This is a genomic window from Clostridium sp. HBUAS56017 (genome assembly GCF_007115085.1).
Taxonomy (GTDB): domain Bacteria; phylum Bacillota; class Clostridia; order Clostridiales; family Clostridiaceae; genus Clostridium; species Clostridium cibarium.
This window is the reverse complement of sequence record NZ_SULK01000013.1, coordinates 1-21,932: the sequence shown is the minus strand read 5'-3', so window position 1 is coordinate 21,932 and position 21,932 is coordinate 1. Positions and strand designations below refer to the sequence as shown.

39 protein-coding genes and 1 pseudogene are annotated in these 21,932 nt (G+C 33.5%); all 40 read right to left on the bottom strand.

Going from position 1 to position 21,932, the window contains the following annotated elements; genetic code table 11:
• Nucleotides 1-180 precede the first annotated feature (180 nt).
• Complete coding sequence (locus tag FAY47_RS12105; RefSeq protein WP_143316978.1) at nucleotides 181-834, bottom strand: N-acetylmuramoyl-L-alanine amidase; 654 nt, start codon at nucleotides 832-834, stop codon at nucleotides 181-183.
• 319 nt (nucleotides 835-1,153) lie between these two features.
• Nucleotides 1,154-1,546 carry a 30S ribosomal protein S9 gene (gene rpsI, locus FAY47_RS12100; protein ID WP_143316977.1) on the bottom strand — a complete coding sequence of 131 codons (393 nt, stop codon included), beginning with the start codon at nucleotides 1,544-1,546 and terminating at the stop codon, nucleotides 1,154-1,156.
• Between the two features lie 26 nt (nucleotides 1,547-1,572).
• Complete coding sequence (gene rplM / locus FAY47_RS12095; protein ID WP_143316976.1) at nucleotides 1,573-2,007, bottom strand: 50S ribosomal protein L13; 435 nt, start codon at nucleotides 2,005-2,007, stop codon at nucleotides 1,573-1,575.
• 165 nt (nucleotides 2,008-2,172) lie between these two features.
• Complete coding sequence (gene truA, locus FAY47_RS12090; protein ID WP_143316975.1) at nucleotides 2,173-2,907, bottom strand: tRNA pseudouridine(38-40) synthase TruA; 735 nt, start codon at nucleotides 2,905-2,907, stop codon at nucleotides 2,173-2,175.
• A gap of 12 nt (nucleotides 2,908-2,919) precedes the next feature.
• Complete coding sequence (locus FAY47_RS12085; RefSeq protein WP_143316974.1) at nucleotides 2,920-3,723, bottom strand: energy-coupling factor transporter transmembrane component T; 804 nt, start codon at nucleotides 3,721-3,723, stop codon at nucleotides 2,920-2,922.
• Nucleotides 3,724-3,735: 12 nt separating this feature from the next.
• Nucleotides 3,736-4,596 carry an energy-coupling factor transporter ATPase gene (locus FAY47_RS12080; RefSeq protein ID WP_143316973.1) on the bottom strand — a complete coding sequence of 287 codons (861 nt, stop codon included), beginning with the start codon at nucleotides 4,594-4,596 and terminating at the stop codon, nucleotides 3,736-3,738.
• Nucleotides 4,581-5,432 (bottom strand): energy-coupling factor transporter ATPase, encoded by an 852-nt coding sequence (locus tag FAY47_RS12075; protein WP_143316972.1) that lies wholly within the window; start codon nucleotides 5,430-5,432, stop codon nucleotides 4,581-4,583. The genes FAY47_RS12080 and FAY47_RS12075 overlap by 16 nt, the downstream gene beginning before the upstream one ends.
• Nucleotides 5,433-5,620: 188 nt before the next feature.
• Nucleotides 5,621-5,962, bottom strand: a complete 342-nt coding sequence (rplQ, locus tag FAY47_RS12070; protein ID WP_143316971.1) for a 50S ribosomal protein L17 — start codon at nucleotides 5,960-5,962, stop codon at nucleotides 5,621-5,623.
• A 12-nt stretch (nucleotides 5,963-5,974) separates the two neighbouring features.
• Nucleotides 5,975-6,922, bottom strand: a complete 948-nt coding sequence (locus FAY47_RS12065; protein WP_143316970.1) for a DNA-directed RNA polymerase subunit alpha — start codon at nucleotides 6,920-6,922, stop codon at nucleotides 5,975-5,977.
• Nucleotides 6,923-7,019: 97 nt separating this feature from the next.
• Nucleotides 7,020-7,640, bottom strand: a complete 621-nt coding sequence (rpsD, locus tag FAY47_RS12060; RefSeq protein WP_143316969.1) for a 30S ribosomal protein S4 — start codon at nucleotides 7,638-7,640, stop codon at nucleotides 7,020-7,022.
• A gap of 27 nt (nucleotides 7,641-7,667) precedes the next feature.
• On the bottom strand, nucleotides 7,668-8,063 hold the full coding sequence (gene rpsK, locus FAY47_RS12055) for a 30S ribosomal protein S11 (RefSeq protein ID WP_143316968.1): 396 nt from the start codon (nucleotides 8,061-8,063) through the stop codon (nucleotides 7,668-7,670).
• A 15-nt stretch (nucleotides 8,064-8,078) separates the two neighbouring features.
• Nucleotides 8,079-8,447: a 30S ribosomal protein S13 gene (gene rpsM / locus FAY47_RS12050; RefSeq protein WP_143316967.1), complete on the bottom strand. Its 369-nt coding sequence runs from the start codon at nucleotides 8,445-8,447 to the stop codon at nucleotides 8,079-8,081.
• Nucleotides 8,448-8,661: 214 nt separating this feature from the next.
• Nucleotides 8,662-8,775 carry a 50S ribosomal protein L36 gene (gene rpmJ, locus FAY47_RS12045; RefSeq protein ID WP_039312872.1) on the bottom strand — a complete coding sequence of 38 codons (114 nt, stop codon included), beginning with the start codon at nucleotides 8,773-8,775 and terminating at the stop codon, nucleotides 8,662-8,664.
• Between the two features lie 43 nt (nucleotides 8,776-8,818).
• A complete protein-coding gene (gene infA / locus FAY47_RS12040) occupies nucleotides 8,819-9,037 on the bottom strand; it encodes a translation initiation factor IF-1 (protein WP_143316966.1) in 219 nt (72 codons plus the stop codon).
• Between the two features lie 7 nt (nucleotides 9,038-9,044).
• A complete protein-coding gene (locus tag FAY47_RS12035) occupies nucleotides 9,045-9,326 on the bottom strand; it encodes a hypothetical protein (RefSeq protein WP_143316965.1) in 282 nt (93 codons plus the stop codon).
• 71 nt (nucleotides 9,327-9,397) lie between these two features.
• Nucleotides 9,398-10,147 (bottom strand): type I methionyl aminopeptidase, encoded by a 750-nt coding sequence (gene map / locus FAY47_RS12030; protein ID WP_143316964.1) that lies wholly within the window; start codon nucleotides 10,145-10,147, stop codon nucleotides 9,398-9,400.
• Nucleotides 10,147-10,794 (bottom strand): adenylate kinase, encoded by a 648-nt coding sequence (locus FAY47_RS12025; RefSeq protein WP_143316963.1) that lies wholly within the window; start codon nucleotides 10,792-10,794, stop codon nucleotides 10,147-10,149. Before FAY47_RS12025 ends, map begins: the two co-directional genes overlap by 1 nt.
• 23 nt (nucleotides 10,795-10,817) lie before the next feature.
• Nucleotides 10,818-12,092 (bottom strand): preprotein translocase subunit SecY, encoded by a 1,275-nt coding sequence (gene secY / locus FAY47_RS12020; RefSeq protein WP_143316962.1) that lies wholly within the window; start codon nucleotides 12,090-12,092, stop codon nucleotides 10,818-10,820.
• 1 nt (nucleotide 12,093) lies between these two features.
• On the bottom strand, nucleotides 12,094-12,534 hold the full coding sequence (gene rplO, locus FAY47_RS12015; RefSeq protein ID WP_143316961.1) for a 50S ribosomal protein L15: 441 nt from the start codon (nucleotides 12,532-12,534) through the stop codon (nucleotides 12,094-12,096).
• A gap of 21 nt (nucleotides 12,535-12,555) precedes the next feature.
• On the bottom strand, nucleotides 12,556-12,735 hold the full coding sequence (rpmD, locus tag FAY47_RS12010; RefSeq protein ID WP_143316960.1) for a 50S ribosomal protein L30: 180 nt from the start codon (nucleotides 12,733-12,735) through the stop codon (nucleotides 12,556-12,558).
• A 13-nt stretch (nucleotides 12,736-12,748) separates the two neighbouring features.
• On the bottom strand, nucleotides 12,749-13,246 hold the full coding sequence (gene rpsE / locus FAY47_RS12005) for a 30S ribosomal protein S5 (protein WP_143316959.1): 498 nt from the start codon (nucleotides 13,244-13,246) through the stop codon (nucleotides 12,749-12,751).
• A gap of 19 nt (nucleotides 13,247-13,265) precedes the next feature.
• Nucleotides 13,266-13,625, bottom strand: a complete 360-nt coding sequence (gene rplR, locus FAY47_RS12000; protein ID WP_143316958.1) for a 50S ribosomal protein L18 — start codon at nucleotides 13,623-13,625, stop codon at nucleotides 13,266-13,268.
• Between the two features lie 18 nt (nucleotides 13,626-13,643).
• Entirely contained in the window at nucleotides 13,644-14,186 is a 543-nt protein-coding gene (gene rplF, locus FAY47_RS11995; protein ID WP_143316957.1) for a 50S ribosomal protein L6, read from the bottom strand.
• A gap of 61 nt (nucleotides 14,187-14,247) precedes the next feature.
• Entirely contained in the window at nucleotides 14,248-14,646 is a 399-nt protein-coding gene (gene rpsH, locus FAY47_RS11990; RefSeq protein WP_143316956.1) for a 30S ribosomal protein S8, read from the bottom strand.
• 30 nt (nucleotides 14,647-14,676) lie between these two features.
• The gene (locus FAY47_RS11985) at nucleotides 14,677-14,862 is read right to left on the bottom strand and encodes a type Z 30S ribosomal protein S14 (protein WP_143316955.1); all 186 of its coding nucleotides are present in this window, start codon (nucleotides 14,860-14,862) and stop codon (nucleotides 14,677-14,679) included.
• A 15-nt stretch (nucleotides 14,863-14,877) separates the two neighbouring features.
• Complete coding sequence (gene rplE, locus FAY47_RS11980) at nucleotides 14,878-15,417, bottom strand: 50S ribosomal protein L5 (RefSeq protein WP_143316954.1); 540 nt, start codon at nucleotides 15,415-15,417, stop codon at nucleotides 14,878-14,880.
• 23 nt (nucleotides 15,418-15,440) lie between these two features.
• A complete protein-coding gene (gene rplX, locus FAY47_RS11975; protein WP_143316953.1) occupies nucleotides 15,441-15,755 on the bottom strand; it encodes a 50S ribosomal protein L24 in 315 nt (104 codons plus the stop codon).
• 18 nt (nucleotides 15,756-15,773) lie between these two features.
• Nucleotides 15,774-16,142 (bottom strand): 50S ribosomal protein L14, encoded by a 369-nt coding sequence (rplN, locus tag FAY47_RS11970; RefSeq protein WP_143316952.1) that lies wholly within the window; start codon nucleotides 16,140-16,142, stop codon nucleotides 15,774-15,776.
• Between the two features lie 29 nt (nucleotides 16,143-16,171).
• A complete protein-coding gene (gene rpsQ, locus FAY47_RS11965) occupies nucleotides 16,172-16,426 on the bottom strand; it encodes a 30S ribosomal protein S17 (protein WP_143316951.1) in 255 nt (84 codons plus the stop codon).
• A 22-nt stretch (nucleotides 16,427-16,448) separates the two neighbouring features.
• Nucleotides 16,449-16,658 (bottom strand): 50S ribosomal protein L29, encoded by a 210-nt coding sequence (gene rpmC, locus FAY47_RS11960; protein WP_143316950.1) that lies wholly within the window; start codon nucleotides 16,656-16,658, stop codon nucleotides 16,449-16,451.
• A complete protein-coding gene (gene rplP / locus FAY47_RS11955; RefSeq protein ID WP_143316949.1) occupies nucleotides 16,658-17,092 on the bottom strand; it encodes a 50S ribosomal protein L16 in 435 nt (144 codons plus the stop codon). Before rplP ends, rpmC begins: the two co-directional genes overlap by 1 nt.
• A gap of 16 nt (nucleotides 17,093-17,108) precedes the next feature.
• On the bottom strand, nucleotides 17,109-17,774 hold the full coding sequence (rpsC, locus tag FAY47_RS11950) for a 30S ribosomal protein S3 (RefSeq protein WP_143316948.1): 666 nt from the start codon (nucleotides 17,772-17,774) through the stop codon (nucleotides 17,109-17,111).
• Between the two features lie 19 nt (nucleotides 17,775-17,793).
• Complete coding sequence (gene rplV / locus FAY47_RS11945; RefSeq protein ID WP_143316947.1) at nucleotides 17,794-18,129, bottom strand: 50S ribosomal protein L22; 336 nt, start codon at nucleotides 18,127-18,129, stop codon at nucleotides 17,794-17,796.
• A gap of 28 nt (nucleotides 18,130-18,157) precedes the next feature.
• Nucleotides 18,158-18,436, bottom strand: coding sequence for a 30S ribosomal protein S19 (gene rpsS, locus FAY47_RS11940; protein ID WP_143316946.1), 279 nt, complete (start codon nucleotides 18,434-18,436; stop codon nucleotides 18,158-18,160).
• Nucleotides 18,437-18,505: 69 nt separating this feature from the next.
• The gene (rplB, locus tag FAY47_RS11935; protein WP_143316945.1) at nucleotides 18,506-19,339 is read right to left on the bottom strand and encodes a 50S ribosomal protein L2; all 834 of its coding nucleotides are present in this window, start codon (nucleotides 19,337-19,339) and stop codon (nucleotides 18,506-18,508) included.
• A gap of 61 nt (nucleotides 19,340-19,400) precedes the next feature.
• Nucleotides 19,401-19,700 carry a 50S ribosomal protein L23 gene (gene rplW / locus FAY47_RS11930; RefSeq protein WP_143316944.1) on the bottom strand — a complete coding sequence of 100 codons (300 nt, stop codon included), beginning with the start codon at nucleotides 19,698-19,700 and terminating at the stop codon, nucleotides 19,401-19,403.
• Nucleotides 19,700-20,320, bottom strand: a complete 621-nt coding sequence (gene rplD / locus FAY47_RS11925) for a 50S ribosomal protein L4 (RefSeq protein ID WP_143316943.1) — start codon at nucleotides 20,318-20,320, stop codon at nucleotides 19,700-19,702. Before rplD ends, rplW begins: the two co-directional genes overlap by 1 nt.
• 25 nt (nucleotides 20,321-20,345) lie before the next feature.
• Nucleotides 20,346-20,975 carry a 50S ribosomal protein L3 gene (gene rplC, locus FAY47_RS11920; RefSeq protein ID WP_143316942.1) on the bottom strand — a complete coding sequence of 210 codons (630 nt, stop codon included), beginning with the start codon at nucleotides 20,973-20,975 and terminating at the stop codon, nucleotides 20,346-20,348.
• Between the two features lie 81 nt (nucleotides 20,976-21,056).
• Nucleotides 21,057-21,365 carry a 30S ribosomal protein S10 gene (rpsJ, locus tag FAY47_RS11915; RefSeq protein ID WP_143316941.1) on the bottom strand — a complete coding sequence of 103 codons (309 nt, stop codon included), beginning with the start codon at nucleotides 21,363-21,365 and terminating at the stop codon, nucleotides 21,057-21,059.
• A gap of 494 nt (nucleotides 21,366-21,859) precedes the next feature.
• Nucleotides 21,860-21,932 (bottom strand): annotated as a pseudogene (locus FAY47_RS11910) (elongation factor Tu); the annotation flags it as partial.

Below are 21,932 nucleotides of genomic sequence, written 5' to 3'. Positions count from 1 at the left end.
TATTATATACAACATTTATACAGTATATAAATTTAAAAGTAAAACTCAGCCACCACCTTCTGATAGTATAGAAGCTTCTCCTATATCATTGAAATATAATATAAAAACAGAAAAAAGTTGTCTCTAAATTTAATATCTTTATGACAACTTTCTTTCTATTTTCCTCTATTTCCTAGGAAATTATTTTTTTTCTTGAAAATATTTATTTACACCACATACAATTCCACTTACAATTTTATCCTGATGTTCATCAGTTTTTAATTTCTTTTCTTCTTTATAATTCGATAAGAAGCCACATTCTACTATTATGCATGCCCCATCATATCCATCTCTAAGAATTTTATATTGATCTTTTGCAGCTTTTGCTATTCTATGATTCTTATCATCTACATTTTCTTTCAAAGATTCTTGAATTAGCTTAGCCAGTTGACTACTTTTTTCATTACTGGCATACCATACTTGTGCACCATAACAACTCTCTTTACTAAACTTATTTTGATGTATTGATATAAACATATCACATTTAGTTTCTTTTTTCATTTTGCACCTAGCACTTAAATCCTTAGCTTTCCCACTAGCTAATGAATTATCCTCTTCCCTTGTCATAAATACTTTATATCCCTCATCTTCAAGCTTCTTTTTCAATTTTTTACTTATAGACAAATTAATATTTTTCTCGATTGTTCCTTCTTTTCCCTTTGCTCCTCCATCAATCCCTCCATGACCAGCATCAATTAGTATTATTCCTTTAACATTATCTTCTTGTGCAGATATACGAATTGGAAAAATCATAAGAATGGCTAGCAATAAAATAACTACTCTTTTTACTCGCATAAAATACCTCCCATTCATTAAAACAATTATAAATTTATTATGTGAAATATTATAAAGTTTATTCGAAAAAACTTATGGATGATCTTAAGAAATCCCTCAAATATCATGTTTGAGGGACTTCTTAAACTATTATTCTGATTTAATTATTTAACTATAGTAATGTTATCTGACTTCTTTTCTTTAACTTGTCGAAAATATCTACATCCTATAAGCATAAAATGAGATATAAAAGAACTATAATCTAAATTTGTATTCCATTTACAACTAATAAAAAAAGCCCACAAACACTGAGTTTGTGGGTTTTGCATAACTCCGAAAACTATCTCTTTGAGAATTGAGGAGCTCTTCTTGCTTTCTTAAGACCGTATTTCTTTCTTTCCTTCATTCTTGGATCTCTAGTTAAGAAACCTGCCTTTTTTAATTCTGGTTTTAAAGCTTCGTCAGCTTTAACTAATGCTCTAGTTATTCCGTGTCTGATAGCTCCAGCTTGACCTGTGAAACCACCACCATGTACGTTAACTAAAACGTCAAACTTATCCTTAGTTCCTGTTAAAACTAATGGTTGGTTTACTATCATTCTTAAAGTTTCTAAACCAAAAAAGTTTTCTATATCTCTCTTATTTATAACAACCTTACCACTTCCTGGTACAAGTCTTACTCTTGCAACTGATTTTTTTCTTCTTCCAGTTCCCATGTATTGAACTTTTGCCATTTTCTATTCCTCCTCCCGAGCTGATATTAGTACTTTAACTCAAGCACTTCTGGTTTTTGAGCTTCATGATTGTGGTCAGCTCCTCTGTTAACTTTTAGCTTCTTAAGCATTTGTCTTCCTAAAACACCTGTTGGAAGCATTCTTCTAACAGCTTCTTCGAAAGCTAATTCTGGCTTCTTAGCTAAAACTTCTCTATAAGGAGTTTCCTTTAATCCGCCAACATAACCACTGTATTTTCTGAAAAACTTTTGATCTAACTTCTTACCAGTTAAAACAACTTTTTCTGCATTGATTACTATAACGAAATCTCCACAGTCAACATTTGGTGTAAATGTTGGCTTATTTTTACCTCTTAATATTGAAGCAACTTGGCTAGCTACTCTTCCTAGTGGCTTACCAGCAGCATCTACAACATACCATTTTCTTTCAACGTCTTGTGCTTTTGCAATGTATGATTTCATCTATTTCCCTCCCTGAACTTACATCTTGCTTTACTTCTTTGAAGTATTGCTTTTATGTCAAGACCCGGGGCTAGTGGATCTTTTACACATAAATATTTCTAACAAACAAACTTATTATAATACACGCTTACGGGCGTGTCAACATTTTTTCTTGTTTTTTTGCTATTAATAAAAAACTTTTTCTAAAATTAACCCATTTGGCTTAACACATGGCCCTGCCTTACTTCTATCTTTAGATTCAATTATACTTTTAATATCATCGACCCTAATCTTACCTTTGCCAACTTCTATTAACGTACCAACTATTATTCTAACCATATTATACAAAAATCCATCTGCTGATACATATATTTCTATTTTTTCATCATTTTGGGTTAAATGTAATTTAGAAATTGTCCTTATAGATGTTTTAACTGAACTTCCACTACTTTTAAATGCCGAAAAATCATGCCTACCTATAAAAAAATCACAAGCTTTTTCCATACTCTTTATATCAAGCTTATCTCTAACTTGATAAGCATAATCTTTTCCTATAGCAAGCTTCTCATATCTGTTAATTATAGTATAACTATAAGTTTTGCCTTTGCAGCTATACCTTGAATGAAATTGAAGAGCAACTTCCTCTGACTTTATTATAGCTATATCATCTGGTAAATTCCTATTAACAGCCTCTCTAAACTTTTCAGGTGGGATACTACTACTAGTTTTAAAATTGGCAACCATGCCTCTAGCATGTACTCCAGCATCAGTTCTTGAACAACCAATTAATTCAATAACTTCTCCTGTAGATTTACTTAATGCTTTCTCAATAGTTTCTTGTATTGTTTTACTATTATTTTGTTTTTGCCATCCACCGTATTTTGTACCATCATATTCGATTATTAACTTTATGTTCTTCATAACACCTATACCCTATAGCATAAATCTAACTAAAAAACTGCCTATAAATAAAGTCAGAAATATTGCATATGCTATTATATCATTAATAGAATACTTTAATTCCTTCATTCTAGTTCTTCCAGACCCACCTCTATAGCATCTAGCTTCCATAGCCATAGCTAATTCATCTGCTCTTCTGAAAGAGCTTATAAAAAGTGGTACCAATAACGGAATTAAACTTTTTGCCTTTTGTATTATATTACCTGTTTCAAAATCTGCACCTCTTGCTTTTTGCGCTTTCATTATCTTATCTGTTTCTTCCATTAAAGTAGGAATAAATCTTAATGCTATCGTCATCATCATAGCTAGCTCATGAGCTAATACCTTTCCAATAGGTCTTAACAATCTTTCTATTCCATCGGTAAGTTCAATTGGAGATGTAGTTAATGTTAACAAAGAAGTTCCTATAATTAAAAAAACTAGTCTCAATGCCATAAAGCCAGCTGTCATTAAGCCTTCTTTATAAACTTTTATAAAACCTATCTGAGTTATTAAGGTTTCATCAGTACCTTTTATCATAAAAATATTTAATATACCTGTTATTATTATAAGAAATAAAATTGGTTTCAATCCTTTAAATATATAGCTTAGTGGTATCCTTGCATTTATTATTACAGCCGCTAAAAAAGCCACTACCAATATATATCCTACGAATTTATTAATGACAAATAATGAAGCAATAAATAGCAGGGATATGATTATCTTAGTTCTTGGATCAAGTTTATGAATAAATGATTCCCCTGGTAAATATTGACCTATAGTTATATCTTTTAGCATTCATACCCCTCCCTATTGCTTATCTTTTAATAATATTTTAAGTAATTCTTCTCGCGCTTTTTCTATTGTATAAGCATTTTGAGAAACATTAAACCCCTTTTCTTTAAGGGCTCTCATTAAATATGTAACCTGCGGAACCCCTAATCCTATTTTTTCTAATGTCTCAACTTCGCTAAAAACTTCTTCAGGTTTTCCCTTAAGTGCTACTTTTCCATGATCCATTACAATAACATTCTTTGCAATTTTAGCAACATCCTCCATACTATGACTTACTAAAATTATAGTCATCCCATAATCTTTATGTAGCTTTTGAATCTGTCCTAAAATATCATCTCTTCCCTTTGGATCTAATCCTGCCGTTGGTTCATCCAATATTAATATTTTAGGTTCCATGGCAATAACCCCTGCAATAGCCACTCTTCTTTTTTGTCCTCCACTAAGATCAAAAGGTGATTTATCCTTATAAGTTTCATAATCCAAGCCCACCTTCTCCATTGAATTTCGAACTCTAATATTAATTTCTTCTTCTGAAAGTCCTAAATTTCTTGGTCCAAACGCTATATCTTTTTCAATACTCTCTTCAAATAATTGATATTCTGAATATTGAAATACTAAACCTACCTTTTTTCTTATATCCGTTAACTTTACACCTTTTTTAGTAATATCTATTCCATCTATTATTATCTTTCCACTCGTAGCTTCTAGCAAGCCATTCATATGCTGTATAAGAGTAGATTTTCCTGACCCAGTATGCCCAATGAGTGCTAAAAAATCTCCATCCTCTATATCTATATTAACATTATCTAATGCCACCTTTTCAAATGGTCCATTTTGCATATATATATGAGTTAAATTCTCTATTTTAATTGACATAATACATCCACCATTTCATCAACATTTAATATTTCAGTACTAATATTAATACCTGACTTTTCTAGTTCATAAGCTAATTCTGTAACTTGCGGAACATCTAGCCCAATTTTCTTCATAGTTTCAACTTTAGAAAATACTTTCCTTGGGGTACCTTCAATTATAATTTTACCATCATCTACAACGACAATTCTGTCAGCTTCAGCAGCCTCATCCATATAATGTGTTATAAGAACTATAGTCATTCCATACTTCTTATTTAATTCCTTAATATTTTTCATAACATCTCTTCTACCACTTGGATCTAGCATAGCAGTTGGTTCATCAAAAACCACACAGTCAGGCTTCATCGCTAAAACCCCAGCAATTGCTATTCTTTGTTTTTGTCCTCCAGATAAAAGATGTGGTGCATGTCTCTTATATTCAGACATCCCTACCCTTTCTAAGCTTTCATCTACACGCCTTCTAATTTCTTTAGGCTCTATTCCCAAATTTTCTGGACCAAAAGCCACATCCTCTTCAACTATAGTTGCTACCAACTGATTATCTGGATTTTGAAACACCATTCCTGCCTTACTTCTGATTTTCCAAAGATTATTTGAATCTAAAGTATCTAATCCAGCTACCATTACTTTCCCTTCAGTCGGTAAAAGTAATGCATTAATATGTTTTGCTAATGTAGATTTTCCTGAACCATTATGTCCTAATATTACAAGAAATTCTCCCTTTCGAACTTCTAAGTCTATCCCTTTTATTGCATATCTTTCTATTTCTTTTTCTTCTTCTATCGAAGTATATTTATATGTTATACCTTGAAACTCTATCATATTTTCAATCATAGCTATTTCCTCCGTGTTAAAACCTTCCATACATTATACAAAAGAATAATATAGTGAACTTTATAATATAATTATATACTAAAATTCTTCTTTAGTAATTATTTTCTAAATCTTCTTCTCTATAATATATAGATTAATAATTTTATATTATAAAATGGGGATTAAGTCTATACTTAATCCCCTAATTATTATACTAATTCAAGTATAACTACTTCAGCTCCGTCCCCTCTTCTAGGACCCTTCTTATACATTCTTGTATATCCACCGTTTCTTTCAACGTATTGTGGAGCTATATTTTCAAAAAGATTCTTAACAACTGCTTCTTCTTGAACAAAAGATAAAACTTGTCTTCTAGCATGAAGATCACCTCTCTTAGCAAGAGTAATCATCTTTTCTGCAAGGCTTCTAGTTTCCTTAGCTCTAGTTTCAGTTGTTTCTATTTTTCCATACTTTAAGAAGCTTGTAACAAGCCCTCTAAGCATCGCTCTTCTTTGGTCAGTAGGACGACCTAACTTACGATAACCTGCCATGGATTTACCTCCTTACTCGTCGTTTAGTTTTAAACCTAAACCTAATTCTTTAAGTTTATGTTCAACTTCTTCTAAGGACTTCTTTCCTAGATTTCGAACTTTCATCATATCATCCATAGATCTTGTTGCAAGTTCCTGAACAGTATTGATACCAGCTCTCTTTAAACAGTTATATGATCTAACTGATAAATCAAGTTCTTCTACAGTCATTTCTAGGACTTTTTCCTTCTTATCTTCTTCTTTTTCTATCATTATTTCAACATCATTTGTATTATCTGTCAATGACATAAATAATTTAAAGTGTTCTATAAGAATCTTAGCTGATAAACTTATCGCTTCATCGATTTTTATAGTACCATTAGTCCATATTTCTAAAGTTAACTTATCATAATCAGTGATTTGACCAACTCTTGTATTTTCTACAGTAAAGTTAACTCTTTTTACTGGTGTGTATATTGAGTCCACAGCTATTGCAGAAATTGGTAACTCTTCACTCTTATTTTTATTCTGAGTAACGTATCCTCTTCCCTTATTAACTGTTAATTCCATATAAAGTCTTCCATCGTTATCTAAAGTTGCAATATGTAAATCTTTATTTACAACTTCAACATCTCCGTCACTCTTTATATCTGCGCCTGTAACAACGCCAGGACCCTTTGCATCTATATAGATGGTCTTTGAACCTTCACCATTCATTCTTAAAGCTAAGGCTTTGATATTAAGAATTAATTCAGTAACATCTTCCTTAACCCCTTGTACAGTAGAGAATTCATGAAGTACTCCATCGATTTTTACAGATGTAGTTGCAGCACCTGGTAAAGAAGATAATAAAATTCTTCTAAGCGCATTACCTAAAGTAATTCCATAACCTCTTTCCAAAGGTTCAACCACATACTTACCGTAAGTACCATCCTCATTCGCTTCTACACATTCGATTATTGGCTTTTCTATTTCTAACATACACAAACCCTCCTTATTTTTAAAATGGCAACCTTTTGAGGGCAACTGATTCCATATTTGCTGTAAAAGTTAATTCTACAAAACAAATATTAATAAATTACTTGCTGTATAACTCAACGATAAGAGTTTCATTAACTGGAACGTCAATATCTTCTCTTGCTGGTTCAGCAACTACTTTGCCTTCGTAGTTTTCAAGATTTGCTTCTAACCACTTTGGTAATGTCTTTGGGTTTTCAGCAAAAGTCTTAAATCTCTCGCTTGCTCTGCTCTTTTCACATACAGAGATAACGTCGTTAACAGAAACTTTGTATGAAGCAATGTCAACTTTTTTACCATTTACTAAGAAATGTCCATGAGTTACTAATTGTCTAGCTTCACTTCTTGACGCACCGAACCCTAATCTAAATGCTACATTGTCAAGTCTTAATTCTAGTAACTTTAATAGGTTTTCACCAGTAATACCTTTAATGTGCTCAGCTTTTTCATAATAATTTCTGAATTGGCTTTCTAACACACCGTATATTCTCTTCGCTTTTTGCTTCTCTCTTAATTGAACACCATAGTTTGAAACTTTCTTCTTGTTAGCTCCATGTTGCCCTGGTGCATAGCTTCTTCTAGCAAAAGCACATTTATCTGTATAACATCTATCTCCCTTAAGGAATAGTTTCATACCTTCTCTTCTACATAATCTACATGTAGCTCCAGTATATTTTGCCATTAAATTACACCTCCTGTGATGGTTGTACTAGACTCTTCTTCTTTTTGGTGGTCTACATCCATTGTGTGGGATTGGAGTAACATCTTTAATTAAAGTTACTTCTAATCCTGCCGCTTGTAGGGATCTTATAGCTGCTTCTCTACCTGCTCCTGGTCCCTTTACATATACTTCAATGCTCTTTAATCCATGTTCCATTGCTGCCTTAGCTGCTGTTTCAGCTGCCATTTGTGCTGCAAAAGGAGTACTTTTTCTTGATCCTCTAAAACCAAGAGCTCCTGCACTTGACCATGATAATGCATTACCTACTGCATCTGTTAAAGTAACTATTGAGTTATTGAAAGTTGACTTGATGTGTGCAGCACCATGCTCAACATTTTTTCTTTCTTTTCTTCTTCTAGTCTTTTTAACCTTTTGAGCTGCCATTATCTTCCCTCCTTACTACTTCTTCTTGTTTGCGATAGTCTTCTTAGGACCTTTTCTTGTTCTCGCATTAGTTTTAGTTTTTTGTCCTCTAACTGGAAGACCTTTTCTATGTCTAATTCCTCTATAGCATCCTATTTCTTGTAATCTCTTTATGTTTAAAGCAACATCTCTTCTTAAGTCACCTTCTACATTTAAGTTCTTGTTGATATAGGTTCTGATTTCATTAACTTCATCTTCTGTAAGATCTTTAACTCTTGCATCTGGACTTACTCCAGTAGCAGCTAATATCTTTTGAGAAGTAGCTAATCCAATTCCAAATATATATGTTAAACCTATTTCAACTCTTTTTTCTCTTGGTAGGTCAATACCTGCTATTCTTGCCATTAAAATTTACACCTCCTGGTAATTAAAATGCCTTAAAAAGTTGATTTTATAGTATATAATAAAATTTTAGGCATTAGAGAGATACCTCTCTAAGTCAGCCGCCCTAAAACCTAATTATTAAATTAATGCCTATATAATCATATTTGACTTTACTTAAAAAGTCAATAAATTTTAAATGCCTTATCTGTATTTTTTGTCTAATATTATTTATTAATTAGCCTTGTTTTTGCTTGTGCTTAGGATTTTCACAGATTACCATTACTCTTCCTTTTCTTCTTATAACTTTGCACTTTTCGCAAATAGGCTTAACTGATGGTCTTACTTTCATAGCTAACCCTCCTTGTATTAGTCCTGATAGAATTTTTACTATCTTATTTTGCTCTCCATGTAATTCTACCTCTAGTTAAATCGTATGGAGAAAGTTCTACTGTAACTTTATCTCCTGGCAGAATTCTTATGAAGTTCATTCTTAACTTTCCTGATATATGAGCTAGAATCGTATGCCCACTTTCAAGTTCAACTTGAAACATGGCATTTGGTAAAGCCTCTAGGACTGTACCTTGCATTTCTATAACATCATCTTTTGACATAAGGTAATCAACCCTCCTTAACAATGCCTTTAAATTTTAGAAGTCTCTTAATTTTTAAATCAGTACTATTATCATTTGAAACGATCGCTAATTTGATTTCATCATCTACTGCATCTATGAAACTTAAATGTTTAAGTTTCTTTTTCTTAGGCTTATCTAATGTCTTTGTTACACCATTAGATAACAAAACATATTCATTATCTAATTTCCTAATTACAACATATAAATGATTTGTATCTCTTCCTGCTTTCGAAAGTACTACTTTTCCAATCAAGTCATTGTTTTGCAAATTATTCACCTCGATGATTACCTTAGTATAAACCACATATTTTATATGCGAATTTATAACTAAGCAACACTCTATTTATTTAGTGTTAATATTTCCGGTCCATCTGGTAAAATTGCAACAGTATTTTCATAATGTGCTGATAGGCTTTTATCACTTGTTACAACAGTCCATTTATCTTTTAAAGTTTTCACTCTAAAACCACCTGCATTTACCATAGGCTCTATTGCTAAAACCATTCCTTCTACAAGTTTAGGACCTCTACCTGGTTTACCGAAATTTGGTACGTCAGGATCTTCGTGAACATTTTTGCCTATCCCGTGTCCAACGAAATCTCTTACTACCGAGAAACCTGAACCTTCTACATAACGCTGTATTTCATTTGAAATATCTGTTAAATTATTGCCAACTTGAGCAAATTTAATTCCCTCAAAAAAGCAATCCCTCGTTACGTCTATTAATGCTTTTGCTTCATTTGATACCTTTCCTACTGGAAATGTTCTTGCAGCATCTCCATGGAATCCATTAAGGCAAGCTCCACAATCAATACTAACTATGTCGCCTTCCTTTAGAATATAGGCTCCTGGTATTCCATGAACTACTTGCTCATTAACAGATATACATAAGGACGAAGGGAAACCATATAATCCTTTAAAGGATGGTCTAGCTCCATGCTTAGTTATAAATTCTTCTGCAATTCTGTCTAATTCTGCAGTAGTTATACCAGGTTTAATTTTTTTCTCTACAAGTAGCAAAGTTTCAGCTACTATTTTACCAGCATCTCGCATTAGTTGTATTTCCTGATTATTTTTTATGATAATCATTATTTAACACTTCCTAATATATCACAAATGCTTTCAAACACTTCGTTAATAGCTTTTGTTCCTTCCACTACTGAAAGTAAGTTTTTCTCTTTATAGAAATCAATTAGTGGTTGTGTTTGTCTTTCATAAACATCAAGTCTTTCTTGTACAGTTTCTTCAGTATCGTCCTTTCTTTGAACAACCTCAGAACCGCAAAGCTCACATTTTCCTTCAACAGCTGGGTTGAATTTAACATGATAACTTGCTCCACATGAAGGACATACTCTTCTTCCTGTCATTCTTTCAAGTATAAAGTCTCTAGGAACTTCAATTAATAATGCTGTGTCTAGAGATTCATCTCTATCTTTTAAGAACCCTTGAAGTGATTCTGCTTGGCTAACCGTTCTTGGAAACCCATCTAATAGATATCCATTTTTACAATCATCTTGTTGAAGTCTATCCTTAACCATGTTAATTGTAACTTCATCAGGAACTAATTGCCCGTTATCTATATACTTCTTTGCCTCTATTCCAAGAGGAGTATTTTCAGAAATATTCTTTCTGAATATGTCCCCTGTTGAAATATGTGGTATTGAGTATCTATTACTAATTGATTTTGCCTGTGTTCCTTTGCCTGCTCCTGGAGGACCTAATAATATAATCTTCACGGGCATCATCTCCATTTTATAATCTATTTAAGAAATCCTTCATAATGACGCATAACCATTTGAGACTCAAGTCTTCTTGAGAAATCTAATGCTACACCTATTACTATTAATAGTGCAGTAGCGCCAAAGGACATATTTTTAAACTCAGTAAATTGATCTACCAATACAGGGATAACAGCTAAAATTGCCGCATACACCCCACCAATCATTGATATTTTCAAAATTACCCTTTCAAAAAAGTTTGTAGTTTGCTCTCCTGGTCTTATACCTGGTACAAATCCAGCAGATTTATTTAAGTTTTCTGCAATCTCTTCTGGCTTTAATGTTGCTTCATTATAGAACCAAGTAAAGAAAATAGTTAATAGAGCATATACTACTGGGTACATCCATGTACTTTTATTAAATATACTATAAGGACTTGATACTATCCAAATAGCCCAGTCTTTTTGTGGAAAGAAATTAGCTATAGCTTCTGGGAATCCCATAACAGACATTGCAAAAATTATTGCGATAACTGCTGCACTAATTATACTAAGTGGTATATTAGTTGATTGTCCCTTCATCACTTTATTACCAACTGCTTTTCCTGCATATTGTACTGGCACTCTTCTTTCAGCTAAACTGAAAAAAATTGATAGTCCTAAAAGTATAACAACACCAACTGCAAATAGTGCTAATTGTACAATGTTAACTGTTTCAGCTTGCTTAAGCTGATATATTCTTCCTGCAGTCATAGGTAATCTAGAAATGATATTAACAAAAATCAAAATTGATGTTCCATTTCCAAATCCCTTTACTGTTATCTGATCTCCTAACCATATACAAAATGTTGAACCAACTACTAAAGAAATTAACACAACTATATATTGGAATGTGTTTAATCCGGCTGTTCCACCTTTTTGAGATAGAGAAGCCATAATTCCAAAAGCTAAAAATACTGCTATTACTATTGATAAATAACGAGTAGCTTTTTGTATTTTTTTCTTACCTTCTTCGCCCTCTTTTTGAAGTTGCTCTAAAGAAGGTATTCCTATTGTAAGTAATTGCATTATAATTGATGCATTAATATATGGCATTACACCTAGTGCTAATATACTGAAACTACTAAAAGCACCTCCAGATATTAGATCATAGAATCCAAATAATCCAGACTGAGTCATTTGCTTTAAAAAACTAGAATCAACACCCGAAACAGGAATGTGCATTCCTATTCTGAATATTGCAATTAAGCCTATAGTCCAATAAAACTTTTTTCTCAAGTCAGGAACCTTCCAGGCATTACGTAGGGTTGATAGCATATTAAATCACCTCAACTTTTCCTCCAGCTGCTTCGATCTTCTCAACAGCAGACTTTGAAAGCTTACACCCTTTTATAGTTAAGCTTTTTTCTAAGTTTCCGTTTCCTAATATCTTAACTCCATCCATAACTTTACTTACTACTCTTGTTTCAAGTAAAAGTTCTGGAGTTATTTCTGTCCCGTTTTCAAATATATTTAATCTATCTACGTTTATACTAACTATCTTCTTAGCAAATATATTTGTAAAACCTCTCTTTGGAAGTCTTCTATATAGAGGCATTTGACCTCCTTCAAATCCTGGTCTAACTCCACCGCCAGATCTAGCGTTTTGTCCTTTTTCACCCTTACCAGCATTTCTTCCTAATCCAGAACCAGTTCCTCTTCCAACTCTCTTAGGAGCCTTCTTACTACCAGTAGCTGGCTTTAATTCATGAAGTTTCATATTTAGTGCACCTCCTCTATATTATACTTCTTCTACTTTTAATAAGTAGTCTATCTTGTTAATCATACCTTGTATTTGAGGAGTTCCCTCATGTTCTACTGTTTTACCGATTTTCTTAAGTCCAAGGGCATTTGCAGTAGCGATATGGTTCTTTTTTCTACCTATTAAGCTCTTTACTAACGTAACTCTTAACTTTGCCATCGCAATATACCTCCTAACCTAATATCTCTTCAACAGATTTTCCTCTTAATCTAGCTATATCTTCAGCTGTTCTTAAGCTTGCTAATCCGTTTATTGTTGCGTTAACCATGTTTCTTGGATTGTTTGAACCTAATGACTTAGCTCTAACATCCTTTAATCCTGCTAATTCTAATACTGATCTTGCTGGACCTCCTGCAATAACTCCAGTACCTTCCTTAGCTGGCATTATAAGAACCTTACCAGTTCCAAAAGTTCCATATATCTCATGAGGAACTGTTGTTCCAACCATTGCAACTTCAACTAGGTTCTTCTTAGCATCTTCTATTCCTTTTCTAATTGCTACTGGTATTTCGATAGATTTACCCATTCCAACGCCAACATGACCGTTTTCGTCTCCGACAACTACAAGTGCACTGAATCTGAAGTTTCTACCACCCTTAACAACCTTAGTAACTCTGTTTATAAAAACAACCTTTTCTTTAAGGTCTAGTGTACTAGGATCGATTCTCATTTATTTCCCTCCTTATTTATTAGAACTTTAATCCTGCTTCTCTAGCAGCTTCAGCTAATTGTTGTACTCTTCCGTGATATATGTATCCACCTCTGTCAAATACAACTTCATTTATTCCCTTATCTAAAGCTTTCTTTGCAACTAACTCTCCTACAAGTTTAGCGCCTTCTTTGTTACCACCCTTAGCAGAAAAATCTTTTTCTACACTTGATGCAGCAGCTAAAGTTACAGCATTTATATCATCAATTATTTGTGCATATATATTTTTTTCACTTCTATATACTGAAAGTCTTGGTCTTTCAGGAGTACCGAAAACTTTCTTACGAACTCTAAGGTGACGTCTTTCTCTTTTTGCTTTTCTGTCAGCCTTTTTGAACATAAAGCTCACTCCTTTCTATTATTTCTTACCAGTTTTACCTTCTTTACGTCTGATATATTCGCCTTCAAACTTAATACCCTTACCTTTATATGGTTCTGGTTTTCTCCAACGTCTCACATCAGCAGCTTGTGCTCCAACGACTTGCTTATCGATACCCTTAATTACAACTTTTGTTGCAGCTGGAGTTTCGAAAGTAATTCCATCCATTGGTTCAACTTCAACTGGGTGTGAGAATCCAAGGTTCATTACAAGCTTCTTTCCTTGTAATTGAGCTCTATAACCAACACCAACTAGTTCTAAAGTTTTTTGATAACCTTCATTTGTTCCAATTACCATATTGTTAATAAGTGCTCTTGTTAATCCATGAAGAGCTCTGTGATTTTTATCATCACTTGGTCTAGTAACAACTACTTCGTTGTTTTCAACCGCTATATTAATGTCTTTGTGCATAGCTTTTACTAGCTCGCCCTTAGGGCCCTTAACTGTAACAACATTGTCAGCTGATACAGTAACAGTTACGCCAGCAGGTATAGCTATTGGTAATCTACCTACTCTTGACATAATTGCACCTCCTGTTGTTTTTTATACAAACATTTATTCTAATAAAATTTCTATAAAGATACTACCAAACGTAGCAAACTACTTCTCCGCCTAATCCCATCTTTCTAGCTTCTCTATCTACCATAATTCCTTTAGATGTTGATATTACAGCAATTCCTAATCCGTTAAGAACCTTAGGAGTCTCATCCTTCTTACAGTAAACTCTTAATCCTGGTTTAGATATTCTCTTTATACCAGTTATAACTCTTTCTTTATTTGAACCATACTTAAGAGAAATTCTTAACATTGGAACTACTCCATCGTTATATTCATCAATCTCTTTAATGTATCCTTCTTGTAATAATATATTTGCAACGGCCTTCTTTACATTTGAAGAAGGTACCTCTACTACTTCGTGTCTAACAGCATTTGCATTTCTTATACGTGTTAGCAAATCTGCTATAGGATCTGTCATAACCATTAATTGTGCCTCCTTTCGCTTAACTTAGTACTACCAACTTGCTTTCTTGCAACCAGGGATTTGGCCCTTGTAAGCAAGTTCTCTAAAGCAAATACGGCAAATACCGAATTTTTTAAGTACTGAGTGTGGTCTTCCACATATTCTACATCTTGTATAAGCTCTTGTCTTATACTTAGGTGTTTTGCTCCACTTTTCAATAATAGCTTTACGTGCCACAGTTTTCCCTCCTTATTATTGAGCAAATGGCATTCCAAAGAATCTTAATAATTCTCTTGCTTCTTCGTCAGTATTAGCTGTTGTTACGAAGATAATATCCATTCCTCTTACTTTATCGATTTTGTCGTATTCAATTTCTGGGAATATTAATTGCTCTTTAATTCCTAGAGAATAATTTCCTCTTCCATCAAAAGCCTTACTTGAAACACCTCTGAAATCTCTAACTCTTGGTAGAGCAATTGACATTAACTTATCAGCAAATTCATACATATTTGCCTTTCTTAATGTAACTTTACATCCTAAAGCCATGTTTTGTCTTATCTTAAAGTTAGCTACAGATTTCTTAGCTCTTGTTAATATTGGTTTTTGACCAGATATTAATGTTAAATCACTAACTGCTGATTCTAAAACTTTTTGATTTTCTTTAGCTTCACCAACACCCATGTTGATTACTATCTTTTCAAGTTTTGGAACTTCCATTATGTTTTTATATCCAAACTTTTCTATCATTGCTGGTATAATTTCCTTTTCATACTTCTCTTGAAGTCTTGTCATATTGAGTTACCTCCTTTCAGATCTTAGAATGTTTCGCCGCACTTCTTGCAAACTCTAACTTTAGCTCCGTCTTCTAATAACTTAGTGCTAATTCTTGTAGCTGATTTGCATTTTGTACAATATAACATTACCTTTGAGCTGTTTATTGCAGCTTCTTTTTCTATAATAGCACTTTCAGCTTGATTTCTAGTAGCTTTTTGGTGCTTCTTAACTATATTAACTCCTTGAACAAGGACTCTTCCTGTTTTAGGATATACTTTTAAAACTTCTCCAGTCTTACCTTTGTCTTTACCTGAAATAACTACAACTGTGTCGTTCTTTCTTACATGTACCTTCAAGTAAGCCACCTCCTTCTATTATAGAACTTCTGGTGCTAATGATAATATCTTATTGAATTCCTTATCTCTTAGCTCCCTTGCAACTGGTCCGAAGATACGAGTTCCTCTTGGTTGCTTATCATCTTTTATTATAACTGCAGCATTTTCATCAAACTTAATATATGAACCATCTGCTCTTCTTAAACCTCTTACAGATCTAACTATAACAGCCTTTACTACTTCGCCTTTTTTAACAACTCCGCCTGGTGTTGCACTTTTAACGCTAGCAACTATTATATCTCCAATGTTACCGAACTTTCTTTTAGATCCGCCTAAAACCCTGATACACATAATTTCTTTAGCACCTGAGTTATCTGCTACCTTTAATAAGGTTTGTTGTTGTATCATTGAATTTACCCTCCTTTCAGTCTTAAAGCCTATTTAGCTTTTTCAACTATCTCAACAAGTCTCCATCTCTTATCTTTAGATAATGGTCTAGTTTCCATTATTAAAACTCTATCATTTACTTTAGCTTCATTATTTTCATCATGAGCCTTGAACTTAGTAGTTCTGTTAACAGTTTTTCCGTATAGTGGATGTCTAACCTTAGTTTCAACAGCAACTACAATAGTCTTATCCATTTTATCTGAAACAACTCTGCCAACTCTCTTTTTTCTTAATCCTCTTTCCATTAGGTTTTACCTCCTTCCAGAATTACTGTTGAACCCTTAACTCTTCTTCTCTTAAGATGGTTTTTATTTGGGCTATAGATTTCTTTACTTCTCTTATTCTCATAGGATTTTCTAATTGTCCTGTAGCTAATTGGAATCTTAAGTTGAATAATTCAGCTTTAAGTTCACCTAATTTAGCAACTAAATCTTGAGGATCATTTGCTCTTAATTCTTTAAATTCTCTAGCCTTCATTATTCTTCACCACCCATTTCCTCAAAATCTCTTCTTGTAACAAACTTAGTTTTTACAGGAAGCTTGTGTGATGCAAGTCTCATTGCTTCTCTTGCAACTTCTTCATTAACTCCTGATAATTCAAATAAAACTCTACCTGGTTTAACTACTGCTACCCAGTATTCAGGAGCTCCTTTACCTTTACCCATTCTAGTTTCAGCTGGTTTCTTAGTAACTGGCTTATCTGGGAAAATCTTTATCCAAAGTTTTCCACCTCTTTTGATATATCTATTAATAGCAATTCTGGCAGATTCAATCTGATTGCTTGTAATCCAACCGCAAGTAGTAGCTTGAATACCGAAATCTCCATAAGCTAGGAAATTTCCTCTTGTTGCTTTACCTTTCATTCTACCACGTTGTACCTTACGATGCTTTACTCTTTTAGGCATTAACATGATCTATTCCTCCTTTCTATGCTTGAGCTTCTTCCTTTTCAACCTTTTTAGTTGGAAGTACTTCTCCATTATAAACCCAAACCTTAACTCCGATTTTACCGTATGTTGTGTCTGCTTCAGCAAATCCATATTCGATATCTGCTCTTAATGTTTGTAGTGGAATTGTTCCTTCATGATATTGTTCTGTTCTAGCTATTTCAGCGCCACCAAGTCTACCTGAACAAGCAGTCTTAACACCATTTACGCCATGTTTCATAGCTCTTTGAATTGTTTGTTTCATAGCTCTTCTGAATGAAACTCTCTTTTCTAATTGAGCAGCAATGTTTTCAGCCATTAATTGAGCAGATGCTTCAGCATTCTTTACTTCAACAATGTTTATTAAAACATTCTTCTCACTTATAAAGTTAGTTAATTTTTTCTTTAAAGCTTCAATCCCTGATCCACCTTTACCTATAACAACTCCTGGTTTTGCAGTGTGTATATTTAACTTAACTCTCTTAGCTGTTCTTTCGATTTCTATCTTTGAGATTCCAGCTGCGAAAAGTTCCTTTTTAACAAATGTTCTGATCTTATTATCTTCAACTAGATTATCAGCAAAATCTTTCTTGTTTGCGAACCATTTTGCATCCCAATCTTTAATAACTCCGACTCTAAGTCCATGAGGATTTACTTTTTGACCCACTTATCTTTCCCTCCTTCTTCTAAGCTCTTTCTTTAACAATTACTGTTATGTGGCTTGTTTTCTTAAGAATCTTAAATGCTTTACCATGATCCATAGGTCTGAATCTCTTAAGAGTTGGACCTTGACCAACATATACATCTGATACATACAACTTATCAGTATCAAGTGCAAAATTATTTTCTGCATTAGCAACAGCAGACTTTAACACCTTGTTAATAACTACTGCAGCTTCTCTTGGAGTGTATTGTAAAATAGCAAAAGCTTCTTTAACATCTTTTCCTCTTATTAAATCAGTAACAGCTCCTACTTTAATTGGAGACATTCTTACATATTTAGCTATAGCTTTAGCTTCCATTTATGTTCCTCCTTTCCAGGCTAACTAATTATCTCTTTGATTTCTTGTCTGTGTTTACGTGTCCTCTGTAAGTTCTTGTTAATGCAAACTCACCAAGCTTATGTCCAACCATATCTTCAGATATATATACTGGAACATGCTTTCTACCATCGTGAACAGCAATCGTATGTCCTATCATTTGTGGAAAAATTGTTGAACTTCTTGACCAAGTCTTAACAACCTTCTTTTCTCCACTTGCATTCATTTCTTCAACCTTTTTTAATAATCCTTCATGGACAAAAGGTCCCTTTTTTGTTGATCTACTCACTAACATTGCCTCCCTTCATTAACATCAGGCACGACCAAGCTGTGAAGAGAATCTAGTATTCTCTTCATATTACTTAGCGTTTCTATTCTTAATAATGAATCTATCTGAATACTTCTTATTCTTTCTTGTTTTATATCCAAGTGCAGGTTTACCCCAAGGAGTTACTGGACTTGGTCTACCAACTGGTGACTTACCTTCACCACCACCATGAGGGTGATCGTTAGGGTTCATTACAGAACCTCTTACTGTTGGTCTCCATCCTAAATGTCTCTTTCTACCAGCTTTACCTAAGTTAACTATGTCATTAGTTGAATTAGATACAGTTCCAATAGTAGCTCTACATTCGATTCTTACATATCTCATTTCACCTGAAGGCAATCTTAATGTTGCATAGTTACCTTCTTTAGCCATTAATTGTGCTGAATTACCTGCAGCTCTAACTAATTGACCACCCTTACCAGCTTGTAGTTCTATGTTATGAACTATTGTACCTACAGGGATATTCTTTAATGGAAGAGCATTACCTGGTTTAATATCTGCATCTACTCCAGATACTACAACATCTCCAACCTTTAATCCAACTGGAGCTATGATATATCTCTTTTCTCCATCAGTGTATACAACTAATGCTATGTAAGCAGATCTATTTGGATCATACTCTACTGTTGCAACCTTTGCTGGAATTCCATCTTTATTTCTCTTAAAATCTATAATTCTATATTTTCTCTTAGCGCCACCACCATGGTGTCTAACAGTTATTTTACCTTGTGCATTTCTACCACCTGTTTTCTTTAAAGAAACAAGAAGTGATTTCTCTGGTGAACTTGAAGTAACTTCTTCAAAAGTTGCCATTGTCATCTCTCTTCTTGAAGGGGTAGTTGGTCTAAACTTCTTAACTGCCATTGGTTTTCCCTCCTTTTTACAGCTTATCTGGTGCATCGCACCAATAAATCACTTTAATCGACTATTGTTGTAATCCTTCGAAGAATTCAATTCCCTTGCTTCCTTCAGCAAGAGTAATGATAGCTTTCTTGTAGTCAGCTCTCTTTCCTACATGTACGCCCATTCTCTTAGTTTTTCCCATAGTTCTGATAGTTTGAACGTTAGCTACTTTAACGCCAAAAACTTCTTCAACAGCTCTCTTTATTTGAGATTTATTTGAGTTGATGTGAACTATGAAAGTGTACTTATTTTCTGCCATAGCTGTCATAGTCTTTTCAGTTATAACAGGTTTTCTTATTATATCATGGCTTGTCATTTTCATTATGCGTACACCTCCTCAATCTTTGATACAGCATCTTTTGTCATGATTACTTTTTCAAATTTTAGCAAATCATAAACATTGATGTTGTTTGCAGGTATTACAGCAACCCCTGCTATATTTCTAGCTGATTTGTAAGCTACTTCATCTGATTCAGCAGTTACTATTAATGTTTTCTTAAAACCTAATGTTTTAATCATTTCAGCAACTTGCTTAGTCTTGATAGCTTCAAAAGCTAAATCTTCCATAACGATCATTTCTCCTGCTTGAACCTTACTTGTTAAAGCAGATTTAAGTGCTACTCTTCTCATACTCTTAGGTACTGACACTCTATAATCTCTAGGTTTTGGTGCGAATACAATACCACCTTTAATCCATTGAGGAGCTCTGATTGAACCTTGTCTTGCTCTACCAGTTCCCTTTTGTCTCCAAGGCTTGATTCCGCCTCCTCTAACTTCAGCTCTAGTTTTAGCTGATTGAGTCCCTTGTCTCTTGTTTGCAAGTAATGCAACAACTACTTGATGAATTGCGTTTTCATTTACTTCAACTGCAAAAACTTCTTCATTTAATTGAAAATCACCAACTTGCTTTCCTTCTTTATTAAATAATCCTACTGTAGGCATCCTGCTTCCTCCTTTCTTACAGAAATTAAGCCTTAACTGCGTTTCTTATTACTACTGTACCTTTATTAGGTCCTGGGATTCCACCCTTAATTAGTATTAAGTTCTTTTCAGCTATAACCTTAACTACTTCTAAATTCATTACAGTTGTATTAACTGCTCCCATATGTCCTGGCATATGTTTGTTTTTAAATGTCTTTGATGGATCTGAAGATGCTCCCATAGAACCTGGCGCTCTGTGGAACTTAGAACCGTGTGACATTGGTCCTCTTTGAGCATTCCATCTTTTTATAACACCTTGGAATCCCTTACCTTTAGAAACTCCTGAAACGTCAACTTTATCTCCTGCAACAAATACATCAGCAGTTATTTCTTGACCTACTTCATATTCACTTGCATTTTCTAATCTGAATTCCTTAAGAGTTCTTCTTAATGAAACTCCTGCCTTTACAAATTGACCTTTAGTTGGCTTATTGACTAACTTTTCTCTTATGTCTCCAAAACCTACTTTAATTGCTTCATAACCGTCCTTTTCTATTGTCTTCTTTTGAATAACAACACATGGACCAGCTTCTACTACTGTTACAGGAACTACTTTTCCATTTTCATTGAAAATTTGAGTCATTCCTATCTTTTTACCAATAATAGCTTTTTTCATTATACTTGCACCTCCTAAACTAATTAGCGGATTGCTTTCACAATCATAATAGTTCATTGTCTATTATAAAACTATTTGCTACTAAAGCTTGATTTCGATATCTACACCAGCTGGTAGATTTAATCTCATTAATGCATCAACAGTTTTTGGTGATGGATTAACGATATCGATTAGTCTCTTGTGAGTTCTTATTTCGAACTGCTCTCTAGAGTCCTTATACTTATGAACTGCTCTTAATATTGTAACAACATCTTTTTCTGTAGGTAGTGGTACTGGACCTGCAACCTTAGCTCCTGTTGATTTAGCAGTTTCTACGATTTTTTCAGCAGATTGATCTAATATTGTATGATCAAATGCTTTTAATCTGATTCTAATTTTTTGTTTTGCCATCTTGGTTTCCCTCCTTTTCATGTACGCTTTACTTCGAGCGCACAACAGCGGTTATTCTATAAACTGTTCCTGGTGTTTCATAACACTTAGACAAAATTATAGAATCCCTGTCGTCGGATTCTAGATCCAGACATACTCATCAAGAATTACCCGGAAGTCCGGCAACCTCTTGATTCATCGCTGTTTGCTCTGCAACTTCTTTATTATACTATTTTTAATTATTCTTTTCAAGTTTTTTTCAATATAATATTATTTTTTTATCAGCTATGTTTTTTCATATTATTTTTATAGACGTAAATTTTGTTTTTTTATTTTGAAATAAACTTATCTTTATTTATTTTAGCAAAATTCAACACTCTTTTTATTATCTCCAAAGTATACTTTTTAATACTCTATATAAAAAAAAATAGGAGTAAAGAAATCTTTACTCCTATTTCTACAGAAGGTAAAACTGACGTCTCGTTTTTACCTCCATATTTATATAATCAAGTTAATTATTCTACTATGCTAGTAACAACACCTGATCCTACTGTTCTTCCACCTTCTCTTATAGCAAATCTTAATCCT